We start from the raw sequence: 19656 nt of genomic DNA on the forward strand, positions 1-19656 counted from the left end.
CATTTAACTTTTGCAAAAGTACCAAATTTAATACTACAAAAAGAAATTTTCATCTACTATAAAGTTTACAAAACAACGCAAAACATATATAAAATATCGTTTTATACCGAAATCCGATATCTTATATTTCCTAGAAAATGGATATGTTTGTAGTGGAAATGAGAAATAGTCAAAAGAAAACAATAATTTTAGACAAAAAAATCATTAAAAGAATGAAAAAACTAACGCTACTTTTATTATTAGCAAGTTCAATGGCTTATGGTCAGCGCAACTTGAATATAGAAGAGACAGTCTTTGGCCCCCGTACATATGCACCTACAGCTCTTGTAAGCAGTAACTGGGTACCCAATAGCAATAACTTCAGTTATTTGGACAAAGGTTATCAAAATTTAGTTCAAAAAAATGCTCCGAATAATGGAGCGGAAGAGATCATACTAAGTAAAGTCGAATTACAAAGTGCTTTGCAAGCAAAACTTCCAAATGATCGGATTAATTTGCAGATCTTTCCCAGTGACTATAAATGGGAAAATGCCAATACAATCAGTTTTTCACTTCATACAAAACAAGCACAATATCAGATTGCTTTTGATATAAAAAACAAAAAGATAGTACATCTATTAGCATCAGATGCCACAGCAACAAATCAAGAATATGCAACAGATTATAGTAAGGTAGCCTATTTAATTGGTAATAATATTCAAATCAAAAATGCTGCTGGACGATTAACCAGTGTAACAATAGATACAATAGATGGTATTCTAAACGGCAGCGACTATACGCATAGACAAGAATTTGGCATCAAAAAAGGCATGTGGTGGAATCCTCAAAATGACAAACTATTGTACTACCGTAAAGATGAAACGATGGTGAGCAAATACCCTTTAATACAGTGGGATACTCGGGTAGCTTCTGTTAAGGATATTCGCTATCCCATGGCAGGCATGAAAAGCGAGGAAGTTACCTTGGTCATCTATGACACTCAAACAAATCAAAAAATTACATTAGCAACTGGAGAACCAAAAGAGCAATTTTTAACAGCCGTAACTTGGGACCCATCTGGACAATCCATTTACGTTGGAGTATTAAATAGGGAACAAAACCATCTAAAAATAAATCAATATAATACAAAAGACGGCCGTTTTATCAAAACACTGTTTGAAGAAACAGCGTCCACGTGGGTAGAACCTCAAAATGATTTATTGTTTTTACCCAATAACCCAAAACAATTTATCTATCAATCAGACAGAGAAGGTTTTAATCAGCTTTACCTGTACAACACTGATGGTAAGTTGATCAAAAAACTGGGACATCAAAATCTTATTGTACAACAATTAGGTGATTTTTCTCCCAAAGGAGATTTACTCTATTATACTGGAGTGACAAATGATGGATTAGATCGACAACTATTTTCAGTAGAGCTAAAAACTGGAAAAACAACACAGTTAACACAGGGTCCAGGTACGCACAACGCTAAAGTAAACAGTGATGGCACTTACATCTTAGATCAATTCAGTAATCTAACCACTCCTAATATTGTTCAAATAAAAGGAACAAAATCTGGTAAAGTAGATAAAATAGTCGAATCAACAAACCCCTTTTTAGGTAAGATCAATCCTCCAAAAATAGAATTTGTCACTTTAACCTCCGCAGATGGTGTAACACCATTGACAGGACGCATCATCTATCCTAATGATTTTGATGCAAATAAGAAGTATCCAGTCATGTATTATCTTTATGGAGGTTCTCACTCTCAATTAGTAACCAATAAATGGTTAGGTGGCGCAGGTTATTTTGATATGTATATGGCGCAACAAGGTTACATCGTATTCACCATGGATAATAGAGGTACGGACGCTCGCGGACGTGCATTTGCAACCGCAACACATCGTCAACTCGGACAGGCAGAAATGGCTGATCAAATGAAAGGCATAGAATATTTGAAATCCAAATCATTTGTTGATCAAAGCAAGATGGGTATATTCGGCTGGAGCTTTGGTGGATTCATGACAACATCATTTATGATACACCACAATGATATCTTTAAAGCAGCTGTTGCAGGAGGTCCAGTAATGGATTGGAAATACTATGAAGTCATGTATGGTGAGCGGTATATGGATATGCCTCAAGAAAATCCAGAAGGCTATAAGTTAACCTCACTCATTGACAAAGCAGATCAATTAAAAGGCGATTTATTGATTATTCATGGAGCTCAAGACCCTGTAGTAGTACAACAACATAGTATGGAGTTTGTAGAAGCTTGTATCAAAGCTGGAAAACAAGTTGATTATTTCCTATACCCTACTCATGAACACAATGTTTCAGGAAAAGACCGAATTCATATGTATGAAAAAATTGCAAGATACTTCGATCTTCATTTGAAGAAATAAAAAAATAAGTATAAAAAAATCCCCTTGATCAATGATCAAGGGGATTTTTTTATACTTATAACTATTTTTAACGGGCAAGAAGTGCCTCTATCCCCAGTCGATAACTGTCTAAACCAAAACCACAGATAACCCCTACACAATTTTTAGCTAAGTAAGAATGATGCCTAAATGTTTCTCTTGTATGTACATTAGATATATGCACCTCAATGACTGCCGTGTTAATTGCTGCAATCGCATCAGCGATAGCAACAGAAGTATGCGTGTAAGCCCCCGCATTGAGTACAATTCCGTCAAATTCAAAACCAACTTCATGTAATTTATCAATAATAAATCCTTCAGTGTTACTTTGAAAATAACTAAGCTCGACAACATCATACTTACTTTTTAATGTTGAAAAATAACTTTCAAAATCTTGCGCCCCATAAATGGATTTTTCACGCACGCCTAATAAGTTGAGATTAGGTCCATTAAGGATTAATATTTTTTTCATCAGGATAATTATTACTGAGCTCACTAGCCCTACTTTTTTTTCTTAAATTACGTTCATTTATGATGATAACATTATTTGAAATATGCCCAAATTTATTGAACAGAGATGCAGTTATCAACAATAGAGTGCTGATTAAAAATCGCTATATAAAGATCTTAAACTCGAACGAAGACCAATACTAAACACACCAGATTTATGTGTTAGCGGCGTATCATATTCAATCTTTTGATAGCGTTGTGAATATCCGATCTCAAACCTAAGATTATATTTAGGATTCAAGACATAAGCTGCTTTTGCATCTGCATATACAACTTGGCTTTTTATCCCCTGCCCGATATGGTTACCATATCGATTAGGAAAAGTTCGGTAGGATTGAAAAATATCTCCCCCCATATTCGTACCATCTTCAGGATCTAGACCCTTTTGATTATAATTGAGCTGTGCTGAAAAATCAAATCTCTTCCAAGCATAATTAGCAATACCAACGATCTCTCTAAAATTAGCACCTAAAGGATGAGCAAGAGGTTCAGCATTATTACTATAGTTCGAACCAGAATCAAAATGGGCATACGTATAGGGTCTAGCTGTATTATACTCAACTAAAAAGTTCAAATTTTTAACATCGAATATGTCAAAACCTCTTACACCAAATTGAGCACCCCACTTATTATGTACATATCCCTTTCCCGCAAAAAATTCTTTAGCCGTAAATTCACCTAACAGGAACTGTCCATAGGCTGTCACATTTTTTAGTACTTTATATTTTGAATTCAATCCTAGAAACATTTTGTCTGGAGAACTCGAATTATTAGATTCAACAGGACGTAAAAACATCACCGGATTTATATAAGTGAAATCAAACCCTCTTTTGCCTGCGGCATCTTGATTAGCCCATGTAATCGCTTGAAAGAAACCAATAGAAAATCTATTTGTAGCGTTGTAATCTATATATTGAAATACACCCCACTTCTTTCCATCTCCGTAGCGATCAGTAGCACCAAATTGATCTGACCTTTTATTGGTTGGATCATTCATATACGCCCACACTGAAGTATACTGAACATGACCAATGGTACCTGTAAATTTTAAATGTGTATAATTTGAGGAGAAATCAGACAATAAAAGAGAACGATATCCATCACCAATAAAATTCTTATCATAAGCTACAGTTGCTTGAAAATACTTACTAAAATCATAAGTCAAACTAGCTGTTGCATTCATCCAGTCCTTTTCATTACCAGAACCAAATTTCGTCGTACCCTGTCCAGTTACTACTCTTTTCTCATCAATATAATCACTCAGATATTGAGGAAATACGGCTTGATTTTCAGTAGCACTGGTATAAAATGTAAATTTTTCACCCAATGTTACGCCTGCTTGAAAACCTCTAGAGTTCATCCAAGTACGACGCTTATCTCCCATCATATCTTTTCCAATAGTCAAATCAGGTAAAAAATCGGCATAAAAAGTATAGTCTTCTTTTGAAACTTCAATTAGGTGTTCGTTAAACAACTTGCGCATAAACCAATTATCAGAAGCTACAGGTTGATTTGATTGAATAGAATCAAACTTGACCAATAATTCATCCTTAAAAAGAAATGGTTTTGATGATGTATGTAAGCGTGTTTGCGGCGAATACAAAACATCATTCATTTTTTGTGACAACTGGTAAGAATAAGGCTGATTTTTAATTTGTGCGCGGACTTCATTTTGACCTAGCATAGCGGTAGAAAATAACCCTGCTAATGCTATAAATTTTAATGAAACTTTTTCTTTCATGAGATTTTTTTAAACAACTATATGGAACAGCAAAATCTATTCCTAAAAACAAAATAACACTTTTTTTTGCACTTAAAAGGTTTAACGGCAATAAAAAAAATATGCTAAAACGTATTTGCTTTCTGTTTTAACCTTTTTTTATTACCTTGCATTTGATAAAAACCAGTATGATAATATATAAACTTTTTGATATTTAACAATGAAACGCAGGACATTCATTCAAAATTCAGCCGTATTGGGAGCTGGGTTATTTGCGAGCAAGGCATCTTTTGCTTCGATGCAGACTTCATTCCCGACGGTGCGTATTCCAGCAGATAAACGTCTTTTCTCCAGTAAAGCAATTGAAAATGCTATTGTAACATTTGGTAAAGCTACAAACAATAAAGAATTAGCTTGGCTTTTTGGCAACTGTCTTCCCAATACCCTAGACACGACTGTATTTCCATATGTTGAAAATAACCGTAATTACACCTATGTAATCACTGGAGATATTGATGCCATGTGGCTACGAGACAGTAGTGCTCAAGTATGGCCGTACTTAGCTTTTATGAAAGATGATAAAAATCTAAAAAATCTAATTTTAGGTTTAATTCACAAACAAAGTAAATGTATCAATATAGATCCATATGCTAATGCATTCTATAATGACCCAACAAAAAAAGGCGAATGGTTCAGTGATCACACAGACATGAAACCTGGAATTCACGAACGTAAATGGGAAATCGATTCCCTTTGTTATCCGATAAGACTCGCCTATCATTACTGGAAAGAAACAAACGATGCAACTCCTTTCAATGAAGAATGGGAATTAGCACAGGAGAAGATCTACAAAACATTTGTAGAGCAACAACGTAAAGAGAACTTAGGTCCATATAAATTTATGCGAACTACTCCGCGTGGATCAGATACGCTACAAGTTGATGGATACGGATACCCTGTTAAACCTGTCGGCTTAATTTGTTCTAGTTTCAGACCTTCAGATGATTCAACTATTTTTTCTTTCTTAATACCTTCTAACCTATTTGCAATAGTTAGTTTAAGACAGTCAGCAGAAATCTTAAGAAAAGTCAAAAATAACAACAACTTAGCGGCCAAAATGGAAGCTCTTGCTAATGAGGTAGAGTCTGCTGTTCAAAAACATGGAATAGTAGATCACCCACAGTTTGGAAAAGTTTATGCTTTTGAAGTTGACGGTTTCGGTTCATTCTTAATGATGGATGACGCCAATGTGCCAAGTCTACTTTCATTACCTTACTTAGATGCTGTAAAAGTCGAAGACCCGATCTATCAACGTACACGTCAATATATATTGTCAGAAAATAATCCATTTTTCTTCAAAGGCACAGCAGGAGAAGGAATTGGAGGACCACATATTGGTCGCGACTTCATTTGGCCAATGTCCATTATGATGCGTGCTTTTACATCCAATAATGATAAAGAAGTGGTAGAATGCGTAAAAATGTTAATTTCCACACATGGAGATACCGGTTTTATGCACGAATCATTTCACAAAGACGATCCTAAAAACTTCACGCGTAAATGGTTCGCTTGGCAGAACACTTTATTTGGAGAATTATTATGGAAAATTTATAAAGAAAAACCATCTTTGCTTAAACAAATATAGTTTTACCCTATCGTATTAAAAGTGCTGTAAGGTAACACTTATAGCACTTTTTTATGGAGCAAGAAAAAAAACAAATTGGTCCGATAGGGATTTTTGATTCTGGATACGGAGGTTTATCCGTATTTAAGGAGATCAAAAAAAAATTGCCTCAATATGATTATATCTACTTAGGCGACAATGCTCGTATTCCTTACGGCACCCGTTCATTCGAAACGGTTTATGAATTTACTAAACAATGTGTATTTAAATTATTTGATTTAGGATGCAATTTGGTCATTTTGGCCTGTAATACCGCCTCAGCAAAAGCATTGCGCTCTATCCAGCAAAATGATCTTCCTCCCGGAAAGAAAGTTTTAGGAGTGATACGCCCTACCACAGAAATTGTAAAACAATTTACAAAAACCAACAACGTAGGCATTTTAGCAACAACCGGCACAGTGAAATCCGAATCTTATAAAATTGAAATCAATAAATTCTATCCCGAAATTGAAGTTTTTCAACATGACTGTCCTTTTTGGGTTCCTTTAGTTGAAAATAATGAAATTGAGACAGACGGCGCGAAATACTTCGTAGAAAAGGATATCCATCAATTATTAAAACAATCATCAGATATCGATACGATCGTTCTGGCATGTACACACTATCCTTTATTATTACCTGTAATCAAACAATTTGTACCCGATCATATCAACATCATTTCTCAAGGACCGCTCGTCGCAAATAGCTTGAAAAGATATTTAGACGTACACCATGATATGGAACTCAAAAGTTCTAAAAATGGAACTATGCAATTTTATACAACTGATGATCCACTCGATTTTGAATCAAAAGCAGAGATATTTTTCGGTCAAAAGATAAATGCCAAACACATCAAAGTTACATAACCAAGACTCGTCTGAAGGAAACGATTCTTGGTTATGTGACCAATATTTAAATCCAACTAGTCTGTCAATACCACTTTTTTAGCATAACTATCATTATGCACTGCAGCAACAGCTCTTCCTGACGGATCGTTTAAGTTTTGAAATGAAGCATCCCATAATAAAGCCTCTGGTGTACTACAAGCAACCGATTTAACCGAAGGTACTGTTCTCGCAGCCGCTTCAGAAGGAAAATGAGATTCAAATATTGTACGATATAAAAATTCTTCTTTATTCTTAGGCGTATTAATCGGAAACCTATCCGCAGCTTCAGCAAATACTGCATCACTGACTTTAGCCTCTGCCTGTTCTTTTAAAGTATCGATCCAACTATATCCTACTCCATCAGAAAATTGTTCTTTTTGGCGCCACGCAATACTTTCCGGAAGATAATCTTCAAATGCTTTGCGCAAAACCCACTTTTCCATACGGCCATCTTTAATCATCTTATCCTTAGGGTTGATCGTCATCGCCACATCCATAAACTCTTTATCCAAGAATGGAACACGTCCTTCTACTCCCCAAGCAGCTAAAGACTTATTAGCGCGTAAACAATCATACAGGTATAGTTTTTTCAATTTACGGACCGTTTCTTCATGAAATTCCTTTGCATCCGGTGCTTTATGAAAATACAAGTATCCTCCAAATAACTCGTCAGACCCCTCTCCTGAAAGGACCATTTTGATACCCATCGATTTAATGACACGCGATAATAAATACATCGGAGTCGAAGCCCGTATAGTAGTCACATCGTAGGTTTCCAAATGATAGATTACATCACGAATGGCATCAAGCCCCTCTTGAATAGTAAAATTGATCTCATGGTGTATTGTACCGATATGATCCGCTGCTTTTTGTGCAGCAATTAAATCTGGAGCTCCTTTCAAACCCACTGCAAAAGAATGTAACTGTGGATACCAAGCCTCTTCTTCGTCGCCTGATTCGATACGCTTTGAAGCAAACTTCTTCGTAACAGCAGCAATAACAGAAGAGTCTAAGCCTCCAGATAATAATACACCGTAAGGCACATCGGACATCAACTGACGATGTACAGCAGCCTCTAAAGCATCACGCAAGCGAACGATATCAGTTTCAGCATCTTTAACCGCTTCGTAAGACTCCCATTGTCTAGAATACCATCTTTTAGGTTCTTTACTTTCAACGCTATAAATATAGTGTCCCGGAGGAAATTGATCCATGGTATTGCAAAACCCTTCCAAAGATTTCAATTCTGATGAAACAAAAAACTGTCCATTCGGATCAGTCCCGTAATATAAAGGTATGATCCCCATATGATCACGGGCAACAAAAAATGAATCATTTCGTGCATCATATAAAGCGAAACCAAAAATCCCATTTAGCTCTTCTATAAATTGAGGACCTTTTTCTAAATATAAAGCAAGTACAACTTCAGAGTCAGATTGTGTAGTAAAAGCATAATTAGGTAAACTATCACGAAGTTCTTGATGATTATAGATCTCACCATTAACAGCCAATACCACTTGCCCATCAGGACTATATAAAGGTTGACTACCAGATTTTGGATCTACTATCGCTAATCGCTCATGAGCTAAGATGGCATGATCAGAACTATAAATACCCGACCAATCCGGTCCACGATGACGTATACGCTTCGACATTTCTAATACTTGAGGTCTGATTATTTCTACAGATTCCTTTAAATCAAATGCTCCTATGATACCACACATATTATAATTATTTTATTGTTTCTATCTACTACTTGAATTATTGATACAAAGTAAAAAAAATAATAATGAAATTCATAATATTTTTAAAAATTTATTGAAAATTTAACATAAATATATTTATTTCTTTATCAATTACATATTAAAATAAAGAAATCGCTGTGCATATGAAAAATTTACATTATGGTTATAATATGATACCCTTACATTTTCTTGAAATAAATAGTTCCATATTTACTTTTCTATAGTGTTTTTGCATAAATTCATATTAAGAAAATTTACAGTAAATAGATAATTATGAATGCTTTACTTCATCATTACCAAAACTTGGCAGTTAATCAAAGTGACCTAGATAAAATTATGCTTGTGCACGAACTCGTTCATTTTTCTAAAAATGACTTTTTACTCCGGAAGGATGAAAAAGCTCACGAATATTATATCTTGGAAAGCGGACTGGTGCGTTCTTTCGTTCACGATTTCCAAGGAAATGAAATTACAACCGATTTTTTTGGAAACTATGATATTGTCATTGAAGTAACGTCGCTTTTTCTCCAATTTCCTTCTCCAGAAAATCTTCAATGCTTAACAGACTGTACAGCATGGAAAATTGATTTCAATACATTTCAAACCTTATATCATACCATTCCAGCATTTAATGAATGGGGACGCTCCTGGATGACCTATGCCCTGCATAGCAATAAAAAACGTTTTATTGATATGGTTTCACTCTCCGCCACCCAACGTTATCTAAATCTTATCAAACACAAACCACAAATAATCAAACAAGCAGCTTTAAAGTATATTGCCTCTTATCTTGGTATTACAGACACTTCTTTAAGTCGAATACGAAAAGAACAATAAATGTTTAGATCCTCCTGAAGATTACTTGTCATATGCGAAGTAAATTGGTCAGAATTTACCTTATTTTTAACATAAAAATGATAGCAACTTTTATTACTGAACGATAACATTAATATTTAATCCGATCTATAATTCGCCCTGATTTGAGCAATAAACATAGAGGGTGATATGAGCAAAATAAATTAATTCGTATTTATTACTGACATTCTGTTGTCAATACTACACCTAACTTTGATTAAACATAAATTAAAAAAAGAAAATTATGGCTATTTTACACGCTTATTTAAACTTTAATGGCAATTGCGAAGAGGCATTCGAATTTTATCAATCTGTTTTCAACACCCCATCTTTAGGTGTATATCGGTTCAAAGATATGCCTGCGGACCCCAACTTCCCATTACCTCCTGAAGCCGCAGACAAAGTGATGCATACGGCGATTAAGATCAATGATTCGGTGATGTTAATGGGCTCTGACTGCATAGAAAGCTTTGGACACAAAGCTACTGCAGGTACAACTACTTATTTAATGTTAGATACCCAAACTGCTGAAGAAGCAAAAGATTTATATAACAACCTTACAGTGGCGGCTCAAAATATTGAAATGCCTCTTGGAGAACAATTTTGGGCTGAACTGTACTCATCATTTCAAGACAAGTATGGTATTTCATGGATGATCCACTTTGAAGGCAATAAAAAAATGCAATAATGATAACATGCAAATCTTTAAAAATAAGACTTATTGATACTAAATTTCAGAAGGATTAATATTTGAGATTTATAAATTACTATATTTTTCAAGAGATCAGGATAGATCAACCTGATCTCTATTTATTATTGACAAACAGTGAAAAATATAACCATAATTGTCATTACGAATTGTAAAATAAATTATTTTTCAATTGCTTGTGTAGCCTTCTCTAATATTTCAAAAGCCACTTCAGCCATTTTATTTCCCTTATGATCCAATAAAGGATTTATTTCTACCACTTCAAAGCAGACAACTTTTTTCAAACTTAATATCTCTTCCAGTAATTCAATAATCTCTGCTGGATAAAATCCTTTAGGAACAGGAGTACCCGTACCATCTGAGATGAGCTCGCTATCCATACTATCCACATCAAAAGAAACATAGATCAGATCACAATCTCCAAGCTTTTTTATGACTTCATGTACACAGGTTTTAACAGACAATCTACGTACCTCTTCTACAATATAATTTTTAATTTCTAAATCATTAATTAAAATATCTTCAGCAGGTTCTGTATCCCGCACACCAAAATAAATGAGGTCCCTTGCTTTGATCTTTCCAGTGATGTCACCTAAAGTCTTTAACTTTTGCCAATAGTCCTTTGTTTCCTCATCAATTTTATTAATAGCACACAATAAATTATCTTCTGCCAATGTAGCCGCTAAAGGCATGCCGTGGAGATTTCCAGATGGCGTCGTATAAGGGGAATGAATATCAGCATGTGCATCGATCCAAATTACACCTAGATTCTTTTCAGGAAATGTAGATTTTATTCCTGAAATCGTCCCAATCGCTGAAGAATGATCGCCCGAAAATACTAGAGGAAAAAGATCGGCCTTCAATGTTTTCTCTACAGCTGAGGCAACTTCACCACATTGTACCAAGACCTCTTTGATCCGTTTAGCAAACGGCGGCAGAGCCGGATCGTAAACGACATCATTTCGCGTCTTTAAATCAATAAATGGGTAATGGTGAAAATATTGACTTCCCTTATTTATAGCAGCAATTTCGATAGCATCTATCCCCAGATCAGATCCTCTAGTCCCAGCTCCAATATCTGATCTGTTCTTGATTATTTTTATAGATCTTTTCATATATCACATGTATATTCATTTATATTTCTGTATCAATTGCCTATAGGACTATAGTTGCGTTCAGAAGCCTTTCATCAAAAACAACCTCTAATAGATATTTAATCATAATCGTTGATATAAAGATAATTAATTTACAGCAATATATGGTTCAGAATATAGTAAGCCCATGAAAATAAAACAGGCTTAGAAATCACTTTCTAAGCCTGTTTTTAAGATGAAAATTTTTGAGATTAAAACTTAATCGTATTCAGATTTTTATCAACTAAAAATCCTTGAATAGCTTTCAATGTATATTTAACATCTCGCTTCGCTCGTAATTTCAACACAAATAAATCTTCATTTCCACACAGATGCTTCTGATCTCCAACATGTACAAAAGTGGGATATAATACTTTTTCACCACTCGTATGCAAGCGATCATTTGTTAGATTATCCATATCTTTAACGGCTAATGCCTGAACAGAAACAAATTCATAATCTTGTGATAGATAAGGTAATCCAAAACTAATGGCATTCACAGATTTAAGATCTTTACCTTTGACCATAATTTCGATGATCTCCCCTTTCTTATAATTTTGTTTTGCAGTTGATAAGCTAATTTGACCTGCCACTTTATCAACCTGAGCTTCTTTGATACCACCATCTAACTGAGTAGCAACAACAGAAATATCATAAGCATCTATTAAATCATTTTTATTAATATCGCCATTACTCACATAGCCTTCAAAATCAGCATCTCCTCTTTTTAGTCCGGTATAGTTTGTATAGGATGTCAGATCATTTCGATCAATCAAACAATCATTATTGATATCTCCTGGAAGATAACTTTCAGTACCAGGTACTTTAAAGATATAAAGTTCTCGACCTGAGCCAAAACCACCTACACCTTCTGTAATTGCTAATTTTACAAATCGAGCAGTAGGTTGACCAGCAAAATTGAAAGTTTTTACTTCATCATTATTTGCCCAATTAAAAACTCCCGATTCAGTCCAATTCTCCTTATCTGTACTATAATAAACTTTACCTTTCAATACAATCCCATTGCCGCGTCCTGTACGAGGTAAATATTGAAACTTATCCAATTGATTCACTGATTTCAAATCTAAGATCATATCAAATGGTATGGCTTTTTTACCCCAAGCAGTGTGCCACATATTTCCTTCGTCAAAATCTAACAACTTATCAATACCAGAACCATCCTGATTTTCAGCTGTAGTTTCCCCTTTAATATCGCGAATAGCAAACTCCAATGGATTTGCCTTCGTCTTAGCCTGAATTTCCGTCCAATCAGAGAAACCTTGTTTATTAACCGATCTCAATTTAAAAGTATATGTCGTTTCTGGGGCCAACCCCTCAAACAGCAGTGCATTATCTTTTATTGTCGAATAAAGCATATTATTAAATTCGATCTCATAATAGTCGGCATGGTCTACACTACCCCATGTAGGAGTCAATGAATATGCTGCTCTATGATCTTCAGTAACAAGTGCATGTTGAGGTGCGGTTAATAATCCTTGCGAAATTCGGAAGCGATTAACAGGCTCAAATTTGAAACCATCTAATAATAGATTGACCTCATTTTTAGTAATATCAGTATTGGCTAATTTAATATGTAAAACTGGATTTTTTACTATGATTTGTTTTTCGAACTCACTGCCCGTGGTGGCAAACTTATTCATATTAGGGGCAGCATCATAAAAATAAACATTTTCTTGGTTAATGAATTCGTTCATAGATTTCACTTCCACCAATTTAATTTTAGTTTTACCGATTGTAGCCTTTAACTTTTTAGGTATCTCTGTAACATTGATTCTAAATTCAGTTTGTTTATTTTTCACAAACCCCTCAAAATCACCAGTCGTGCGATTTACAGTTACTGAAAGCTTATCCTGCTCACCTAAAAGAGATTCAATTAATGTCGAAGCTCCCTTTCCCGATTTATATGCTTCTGAAATACCATCATCATCATACTCCGTAAATGAGCTTTTCCCTTTTGGATAGATTTCATAAATGCGAAGAGATTTATTAATTTCATGAACGTTATTATTTGGGTTTGCCATTGGAATAATAGAACCATTTTTAACGAATAGAGGTAATTTCCAAATCGGAGAATCAAAATTATTAAGAATGACATTTCCTTCAAATTTATCTCCGCTAAAGTAATCAATCCAACTTCCTTCAGGTAAATAAATACCGTTACGGATATCATTCCCTTTATCATCAGATTTTGTAGCTTGATAGATTGGGGCCACTAGAAACGATGGACCATATAAATATTGGTACTGCGTGGCTGTCCCCTGTGTATAAGCATTTGGATAGCTTAGGAATAATGCTCTGATCATTGGCAATCCATCTACTGCTTCCTTAGCTATACTATACGTATAAGGAAGCAATTCTGATTTCAATTTCAGGTAGTTTCGATTGATTGAGGTTACTGGCTCCCCCAATGCGTGTGGATACTTTTCGTTAGAACCCCACCCATCCATATTCAATTCCATTGGAGTAAAAGTTTTCCACTGAAAGTCGCGAATATTGACCGCATTATTTTTACCTCCAAATATGCCATCCATATCTGAGGTAATATTTGGCTGCCCTGATAGTCCAGATCCCAGATAAGTGGGAATATGAAATCGAATATATTCCCAAACACCGCCTGTTTGATCTCCAGACCAAATACCAGCATAACGTTGAGTACCTGCCCAACCATCTAATGAAATAGTAAACGGCCTAGCTTCATTTCCGTAATAAGGAATGATATGACCGACATCTGCCACTCCATTCAATCCAAAGGAATAACCAGCTCCTACCCATGCCACATCAGTTTTAAGTACACGAACTCCCGCATCTCTTACTTCTTTAACAATATCACGCTGCAGCAAAGCACTAATTTCAGATTTTGGGTGCAGATCAGATTGTGTCCATAATCCAATTTCGACACCATTTTTACGAGCATAATCTCCTAAACTTTTTAAATTGGCAATATTACCATCTAATGTTTCTGTTTGTCCATAACCTGCTCCATAGCCATCATTAGGCAATAACCAACCGAATGGCATATCATGCTTCTTATAACGGTCAATAACAGCACGAGCCGAAAATTGATAATTGTTCAATTCACCATTTAATGACTCCTTGATACCACCATTATCTTTTTGCCCCTCCTTATAGCGCTTTCCATCCTCAAATAGAATCCCCTTTTCATCTTCTTTCCAATAATCACGATTATAGGCATTCAGGTGCCCTTGATAAAAGCCAAATTTTGGAAGTAAAATTGGATTTCCGGTTAATTGATAAAAATCATTCAGTAAAGAAACTACCCCATCATTGATCATAAAGAAAACATCTAAATAATCGATATCATGTGTCAAATGAACATGTCCTTTTTCTTTTGATCCGAAATCATATTTTCCTGGTTTAAAAGTGTGCCACATAAAACCATACCCTTTTGACGACCAGTAATAAGGTGTAGGTGAAGCCACTCCTCCATCAGTCCAGCTATTTTGATTTTCAATGGAAATAACTTTTCCTTTGTGAGAAAAACGACCATTCTGAACGCCTCCACCATAAAAATATTCATCGGATTTCTCCTGAAGGCTTAAGGTAACTTTATTTTTTTCAAAGATAATAGGCTTCGTAAAAACAACCGCTTCACCTTTATTTTTCTCATTGATCACTTTCAACAAATTTGTGGTTTTATCAATCAGGATAGTAATTTCTCCTGTAGCAATTATTATTTGATTGTTGGTATCGCTAAGATTTAATTGTTGAATGGATTTTCTTGGGTTTGACACCAATATTTCAGCCGCAGGTTTAGCTTCAGGATTTCGAATGATTCCTCCTCCATTATCCTGAAATAATCGAAAAATATGATTACCATAAAAATCGAATGTCAATCGCTGATTATTAGAAAATAAAACCTCTACAGTCGTAGCATTTATTTTTTTTGCACTGACAATAGTTAACATTGGGTTAGTTTGCTGCTGAATCGGCATTGTTTTAAAATGAGCCTCTGTCGGAGCAACACTTACCATTAAAGGAAATGCCAAAGCGAACATCACCTTTCTGTGTTTTTTATACATTATATTACAATTTTGTGTTTTCGTATTTTATTTATAGCTGTTTAGACGTTAAATAATAGATGTTTTAAAATTGTATTTTAGGTATGTAAATGTAGGAAACAGATTTGAAAATAATAGATTGTATCTATTAAAATACAAATTCTTTATCCAAACAGGAGCTATACCTAGTTCTTTTATTAATGTTAATTACGTTGTTTTACTCCACTTTGTGATCTTATTACTATTATTTTGCTGGAGTTATATAGATTTAAAAACAAAAGCTCTGCACGATGTGTGGTCATGCAGAGCTTTCATTTCTGTATTTATTTTTCAACTATTTAGTCGGTGTAACAATGCTAAAGAATTTCAATTCCTCTTTTTTAAATCGATTATTCAATTCAATCAATACATCATTTTTAAAATCTCCACCATTGGCCGGATTATCGATCCAACAACCTATACTCAAATAAATCATCTCTTCACTGATATCCTGAACACTAATACCTACCCCCAACTCAGGTTTACTATGGCTACTATGCCCAACAGCTTCTTTAATCCACAATTTCATTGTTTCCAAATCAGCTGAGCGGTCTACCTGAACGACAAAACTCGTCCTAGCATCATCGTTTGATAACGTCCAATTGACTACCCGGCCAGATAGTAGATCACCATTAGGGATGATCACTTCTGCTCCATCCCCCGTATTCAAAATACTTGCACGAATACCAATTTCCTTTACGCGCCCTTTTTTATCAGCCAATTCAATACGATCACCTACCCGAAAAGGTTTATCAAAAGCTAAAATGATTCCAGACACAAAATTATTAATGATATTTTGCATCCCTAAACCGATACCAACACTTAAAGCCCCTACAATGACTGTTAGCTTATCCAAACTAACACCTAGAGCAGATATCGCTATAAAAAATCCAATAACGATGATGATCAACCTAAATAAAGGAAAAAGCGTCATTTTATGATCGTAATCTTTGCTTAAAGCGCCATTCTCTCCCCCGATCAAAAGTAAATTCAAGTTCTTCTGAAACCAATTAGCAGCAGCTAATATAAAGAAGGCCAGCACTAGATTACCAAAATTAAAATTGATACCTCCGAGTTGGTGATTATTACTTAAAAACTTAGAAACAGATGTTGCCAATGAAGCTGCAAATTGCAAGTTATTTGCCAGTACAATAATCGCTAATAGAAGACACAAAAATTTCAGGGCATCGCCTGTAGCTTTCAATGCTCGTTCTTCATTGAATCGCAACCAAAAACCTTTTTTCACTCGATTTCTGGCGAATTGATTTTTGACATCGTCCTTGATCATATGGATAAAAAACGTCAACGTAAAAGACTGGGCAAGCCCAACAGCGCCAGCAATACTAAAACTGCGAGAATGATCGACATATCCTAAAATATTCAAAAAGATAGCACCACCATTTAAAATAGCAAATATGATAAAAACAGGTAATTGAATATATCCAGCTGCAGCAGGATCTTTAATGTGTTTCTTTAAATAAAAACCAATATAAAGAGCCACGATATTAAATATAATACAGACAATCCGCATGATAAGATCTTCACTTACAACAGAATTTACAAATACATCACAGATGTAAAACAACAATAGAAAACCAACAATTTTACCATGTTTTAGCGTAAAGTTTTTCCGAAGTAAAATCCCAAAAAATACCATTAGCAGCAGCTGTGTTGCCTGAATGACTAATGTTGGGGTTACGATCGAGACAATGGGTAATAAGGTCAAAAATAAAATAATAGCTTTGCCAATAAGAGACCATATATTAAATGGTAGCTTTACCTCCCTCTTACTATTATTATCTTTATTTAAAACAAAGGCCGTAGATGTGATCCAATATAAATATGCTATAACCAAAATAATCAATAAAATCCTACTTGTCCATGCCGTTTTATTGACATAAGTATCTATTGACCTACTCTTTCTGTAGTTATTTTTTAAATTGTTTAAAATTTTCTCTTTTGTTACTGTTGTATTACCGGCTTTCCACAAAGAACTTTTTACAGTAGCTGAATCCGAAGGCTCTTTATTCATTTGTTTAGTAACAATTTCCTTTACACGGTGAGATAAACTATAATAAGCTTTCAAATTTTCATTCGTAATATCAACAGAAACTTTTAGCGAATCAATTTTACTTTGAACTTCCTGCTCGGCAGTTGTCAGATAATTATTCAATCTTATACTCGTTTCACTTTGACTATACTTTGATCTAAAATCTTTCAATTGACTTAAAGTCAGGTGGAGACTTCGATTATAACTATCCAAACTTCCCTGAAAAGTATTCAGATCTGCTATCTGACTTCTAGCATGCACGGTCCACCTCTCTACAGAATCTGGAGGTAAAGTTCCCACAAAAGCATTGACCTTTTCAATAAATTGTGTCCGAAGATCACGCTTGTGTATAGCCTCATTTTCTAATGCGGCCGCACGGATATTCGTAATATATTTAACATTTATTTTTGACAGGTCCATTCGCAAACTATCGATAGCTGGATCCGACTGGACAATTGAACTATCAACGTGACTACGTCGCGCTCGACTTTCTCGACGACTTAAATCTTTACGATTTCGAGAATTACCTGTAATAGAAGAACTTTTCTTTGCATTACTAGTATCAACAACAATTTGTGTAAATCCAATTTCTCCAAAAAAAAGTAATAAAAATAATACTAAGATATATTTTGATTGTTTCATTTAATATGTAATATAAATTATAACAAGGGTAAAGGTCGGTGATTTTGGTAAAAACACTCTTAATCAACATTAAAATCAAAGTAAGTTTTTTGATAAGGTTCATTAATCAAAGTGAAATGCCACCATTCCTTAGCATAACCTTTAAAACCATATTTAGACATGATATTTTTCAACAATGTGCGATTCTGTTTTTGGACACCATTGATCTCTTGACTATCAAAATGTGAAATAGAACCAAAAAAATCAAAAGGACTACCCATATCTATTTCCTGACGATCATGGATTGTAATTATTGTGAGATCAACCGTACTACCACGGCTATGTCCAGACTTACCTGCTATAAAACCTAATTTAAATAAATTTCGTTTATCTAACTGAGGATAAAATTCCTTTTTACCCAAGGTATCATTAACATTTGTAGCCCATTTTTTAAAATGATCAACTGCTTTTTGAGGCCGATAAGCATCAAAAATTTTCAAAGCCATACCTTTTTTATTTAATTCTTTCTCCACCTTTTCCAAAGCTTGAGCAGCAGCCGTAGTTAGAATAAGAACAGGTGATTTATATCCATCAATTTTTTTACCAACAAAATTATGTGAACCATAATAGCGTAAGTCAAAATTGATATCTGGTATAATATCTTGTACATAACTAAAGCCTTTTGGTAACTTTTGTTGGGCAAAGATAGAAGCATGACCAATGATCAAGATAAAAACAAGACAAAAGTATATTTTCATTAGATTCTTTAGCTAAAGTTAACAAAAAATAAAAGATAATGTTTAGTGTATATGCGAGTAGAAAGTTTTGAAAAAACAAAAGCCAGTACATATTGTACTGGCTTTGGGTAAATGATGGGGCTCGAACCCACGACCCTCGGTACCACAAACCGATGCTCTAACCAACTGAGCTACATCTACCGTGTTTGTGCTACAAAAGTAGAACAATTATTGGTATTTAAAAACTGTTTCTAATATTTTTTAACAATAAATTTTTACATCGTTCATAATTAATATTTTAAATTTCACTTATATTGATTCCGTTCAAAAATCAAGAGTGATTTCCCCACTATTTCACACCAATTATATTGGATTAATTGGTATGTATAGCCATTTAACCTCAAGCAAACTCTAATCATTGATTGCTATTTATTGATCAACATTCGAGATCTGATAAGCCTAAATGAACAATCATATTATTAAAATTGAAAGCACCAATTGTCTTTTCATAATTAAACTTCATACTAAGATTACAAAGAACA

The 19656-nt window shown here is 34.5% G+C and carries 12 protein-coding genes and 1 tRNA gene; 5 read left to right on the forward strand and 8 right to left on the reverse strand.

Annotated features, from left to right (window positions below; all coding sequences use genetic code 11):
* The first annotated feature begins 212 nt into the window (after nt 1–212).
* Complete coding sequence (locus tag MUB18_RS21115; protein WP_248754550.1) at nt 213–2387, forward strand: S9 family peptidase; 2175 nt, start codon at nt 213–215, stop codon at nt 2385–2387.
* A gap of 67 nt (nt 2388–2454) precedes the next feature.
* On the opposite strand, the gene aroQ is transcribed toward MUB18_RS21115, so the two are convergent.
* Both aroQ and MUB18_RS21125 read right to left on the reverse strand, forming a co-directional pair.
* On the reverse strand, nt 2455–2877 hold the full coding sequence (gene aroQ, locus MUB18_RS21120) for a type II 3-dehydroquinate dehydratase (protein ID WP_045754825.1): 423 nt from the start codon (nt 2875–2877) through the stop codon (nt 2455–2457).
* Nucleotides 2878–3009: 132 nt separating this feature from the next.
* Nucleotides 3010–4656, reverse strand: coding sequence for a gliding motility protein RemB (locus MUB18_RS21125; RefSeq protein ID WP_248754551.1), 1647 nt, complete (start codon nt 4654–4656; stop codon nt 3010–3012).
* Nucleotides 4657–4855: 199 nt separating this feature from the next.
* Here MUB18_RS21125 and MUB18_RS21130 point away from each other — a divergent pair, with 199 nt between their 5' ends.
* Complete coding sequence (locus tag MUB18_RS21130; protein ID WP_248754552.1) at nt 4856–6280, forward strand: glycoside hydrolase family 125 protein; 1425 nt, start codon at nt 4856–4858, stop codon at nt 6278–6280.
* 53 nt (nt 6281–6333) lie between these two features.
* Nucleotides 6334–7164, forward strand: a complete 831-nt coding sequence (murI, locus tag MUB18_RS21135; RefSeq protein WP_094772817.1) for a glutamate racemase — start codon at nt 6334–6336, stop codon at nt 7162–7164.
* A 56-nt stretch (nt 7165–7220) separates the two neighbouring features.
* On the opposite strand, the gene asnB is transcribed toward murI, so the two are convergent.
* The gene (gene asnB, locus MUB18_RS21140) at nt 7221–8909 is read right to left on the reverse strand and encodes an asparagine synthase B (protein WP_094772818.1); all 1689 of its coding nucleotides are present in this window, start codon (nt 8907–8909) and stop codon (nt 7221–7223) included.
* Between the two features lie 294 nt (nt 8910–9203).
* On the opposite strand from asnB, the gene MUB18_RS21145 reads away from it, so the two are divergent.
* Entirely contained in the window at nt 9204–9767 is a 564-nt protein-coding gene (locus tag MUB18_RS21145; RefSeq protein ID WP_045755141.1) for a Crp/Fnr family transcriptional regulator, read from the forward strand.
* 262 nt (nt 9768–10029) lie between these two features.
* Nucleotides 10030–10473, forward strand: coding sequence for a VOC family protein (locus MUB18_RS21150; RefSeq protein ID WP_045755140.1), 444 nt, complete (start codon nt 10030–10032; stop codon nt 10471–10473).
* 182 nt (nt 10474–10655) lie between these two features.
* Here MUB18_RS21150 and MUB18_RS21155 read toward each other — a convergent pair whose 3' ends face one another.
* The 5 genes from MUB18_RS21155 to MUB18_RS21175 form a co-directional block, all read right to left on the reverse strand.
* Nucleotides 10656–11609, reverse strand: coding sequence for an arginase (locus MUB18_RS21155; protein WP_045755139.1), 954 nt, complete (start codon nt 11607–11609; stop codon nt 10656–10658).
* 230 nt (nt 11610–11839) lie between these two features.
* Nucleotides 11840–15688: a TIM-barrel domain-containing protein gene (locus tag MUB18_RS21160; RefSeq protein WP_248754553.1), complete on the reverse strand. Its 3849-nt coding sequence runs from the start codon at nt 15686–15688 to the stop codon at nt 11840–11842.
* Between the two features lie 313 nt (nt 15689–16001).
* Nucleotides 16002–18398, reverse strand: a complete 2397-nt coding sequence (locus MUB18_RS21165) for a mechanosensitive ion channel family protein (protein WP_248754554.1) — start codon at nt 18396–18398, stop codon at nt 16002–16004.
* Nucleotides 18399–18457: 59 nt separating this feature from the next.
* Nucleotides 18458–19135 carry a M15 family metallopeptidase gene (locus MUB18_RS21170; protein WP_248754555.1) on the reverse strand — a complete coding sequence of 226 codons (678 nt, stop codon included), beginning with the start codon at nt 19133–19135 and terminating at the stop codon, nt 18458–18460.
* Nucleotides 19136–19241: 106 nt separating this feature from the next.
* Nucleotides 19242–19315 (reverse strand) — tRNA-His (locus tag MUB18_RS21175).
* Nucleotides 19316–19656 lie beyond the last annotated feature (341 nt).

This window comes from Sphingobacterium sp. PCS056 (genome assembly GCF_023273895.1).
Taxonomy (GTDB): domain Bacteria; phylum Bacteroidota; class Bacteroidia; order Sphingobacteriales; family Sphingobacteriaceae; genus Sphingobacterium.

What these genes read in the sequence shown, in the direction of transcription:
- MUB18_RS21115 (WP_248754550.1), top strand. Translation starts at nt 213, where the DNA reads ATGAAAAAACTAACGCTACTTTTATTATTAGCAAGTTCAATGGCTTAT.
- aroQ (WP_045754825.1), bottom strand. Translation starts at nt 2,877, where the DNA reads ATGAAAAAAATATTAATCCTTAATGGACCTAATCTCAACTTATTAGGC.
- MUB18_RS21125 (WP_248754551.1), bottom strand. Translation starts at nt 4,656, where the DNA reads ATGAAAGAAAAAGTTTCATTAAAATTTATAGCATTAGCAGGGTTATTT.
- MUB18_RS21130 (WP_248754552.1), top strand. Translation starts at nt 4,856, where the DNA reads ATGAAACGCAGGACATTCATTCAAAATTCAGCCGTATTGGGAGCTGGG.
- murI (WP_094772817.1), top strand. Translation starts at nt 6,334, where the DNA reads ATGGAGCAAGAAAAAAAACAAATTGGTCCGATAGGGATTTTTGATTCT.
- asnB (WP_094772818.1), bottom strand. Translation starts at nt 8,909, where the DNA reads ATGTGTGGTATCATAGGAGCATTTGATTTAAAGGAATCTGTAGAAATA.
- MUB18_RS21145 (WP_045755141.1), top strand. Translation starts at nt 9,204, where the DNA reads ATGAATGCTTTACTTCATCATTACCAAAACTTGGCAGTTAATCAAAGT.
- MUB18_RS21150 (WP_045755140.1), top strand. Translation starts at nt 10,030, where the DNA reads ATGGCTATTTTACACGCTTATTTAAACTTTAATGGCAATTGCGAAGAG.
- MUB18_RS21155 (WP_045755139.1), bottom strand. Translation starts at nt 11,609, where the DNA reads ATGAAAAGATCTATAAAAATAATCAAGAACAGATCAGATATTGGAGCT.
- MUB18_RS21160 (WP_248754553.1), bottom strand. Translation starts at nt 15,688, where the DNA reads ATGTATAAAAAACACAGAAAGGTGATGTTCGCTTTGGCATTTCCTTTA.
- MUB18_RS21165 (WP_248754554.1), bottom strand. Translation starts at nt 18,398, where the DNA reads ATGAAACAATCAAAATATATCTTAGTATTATTTTTATTACTTTTTTTT.
- MUB18_RS21170 (WP_248754555.1), bottom strand. Translation starts at nt 19,135, where the DNA reads ATGAAAATATACTTTTGTCTTGTTTTTATCTTGATCATTGGTCATGCT.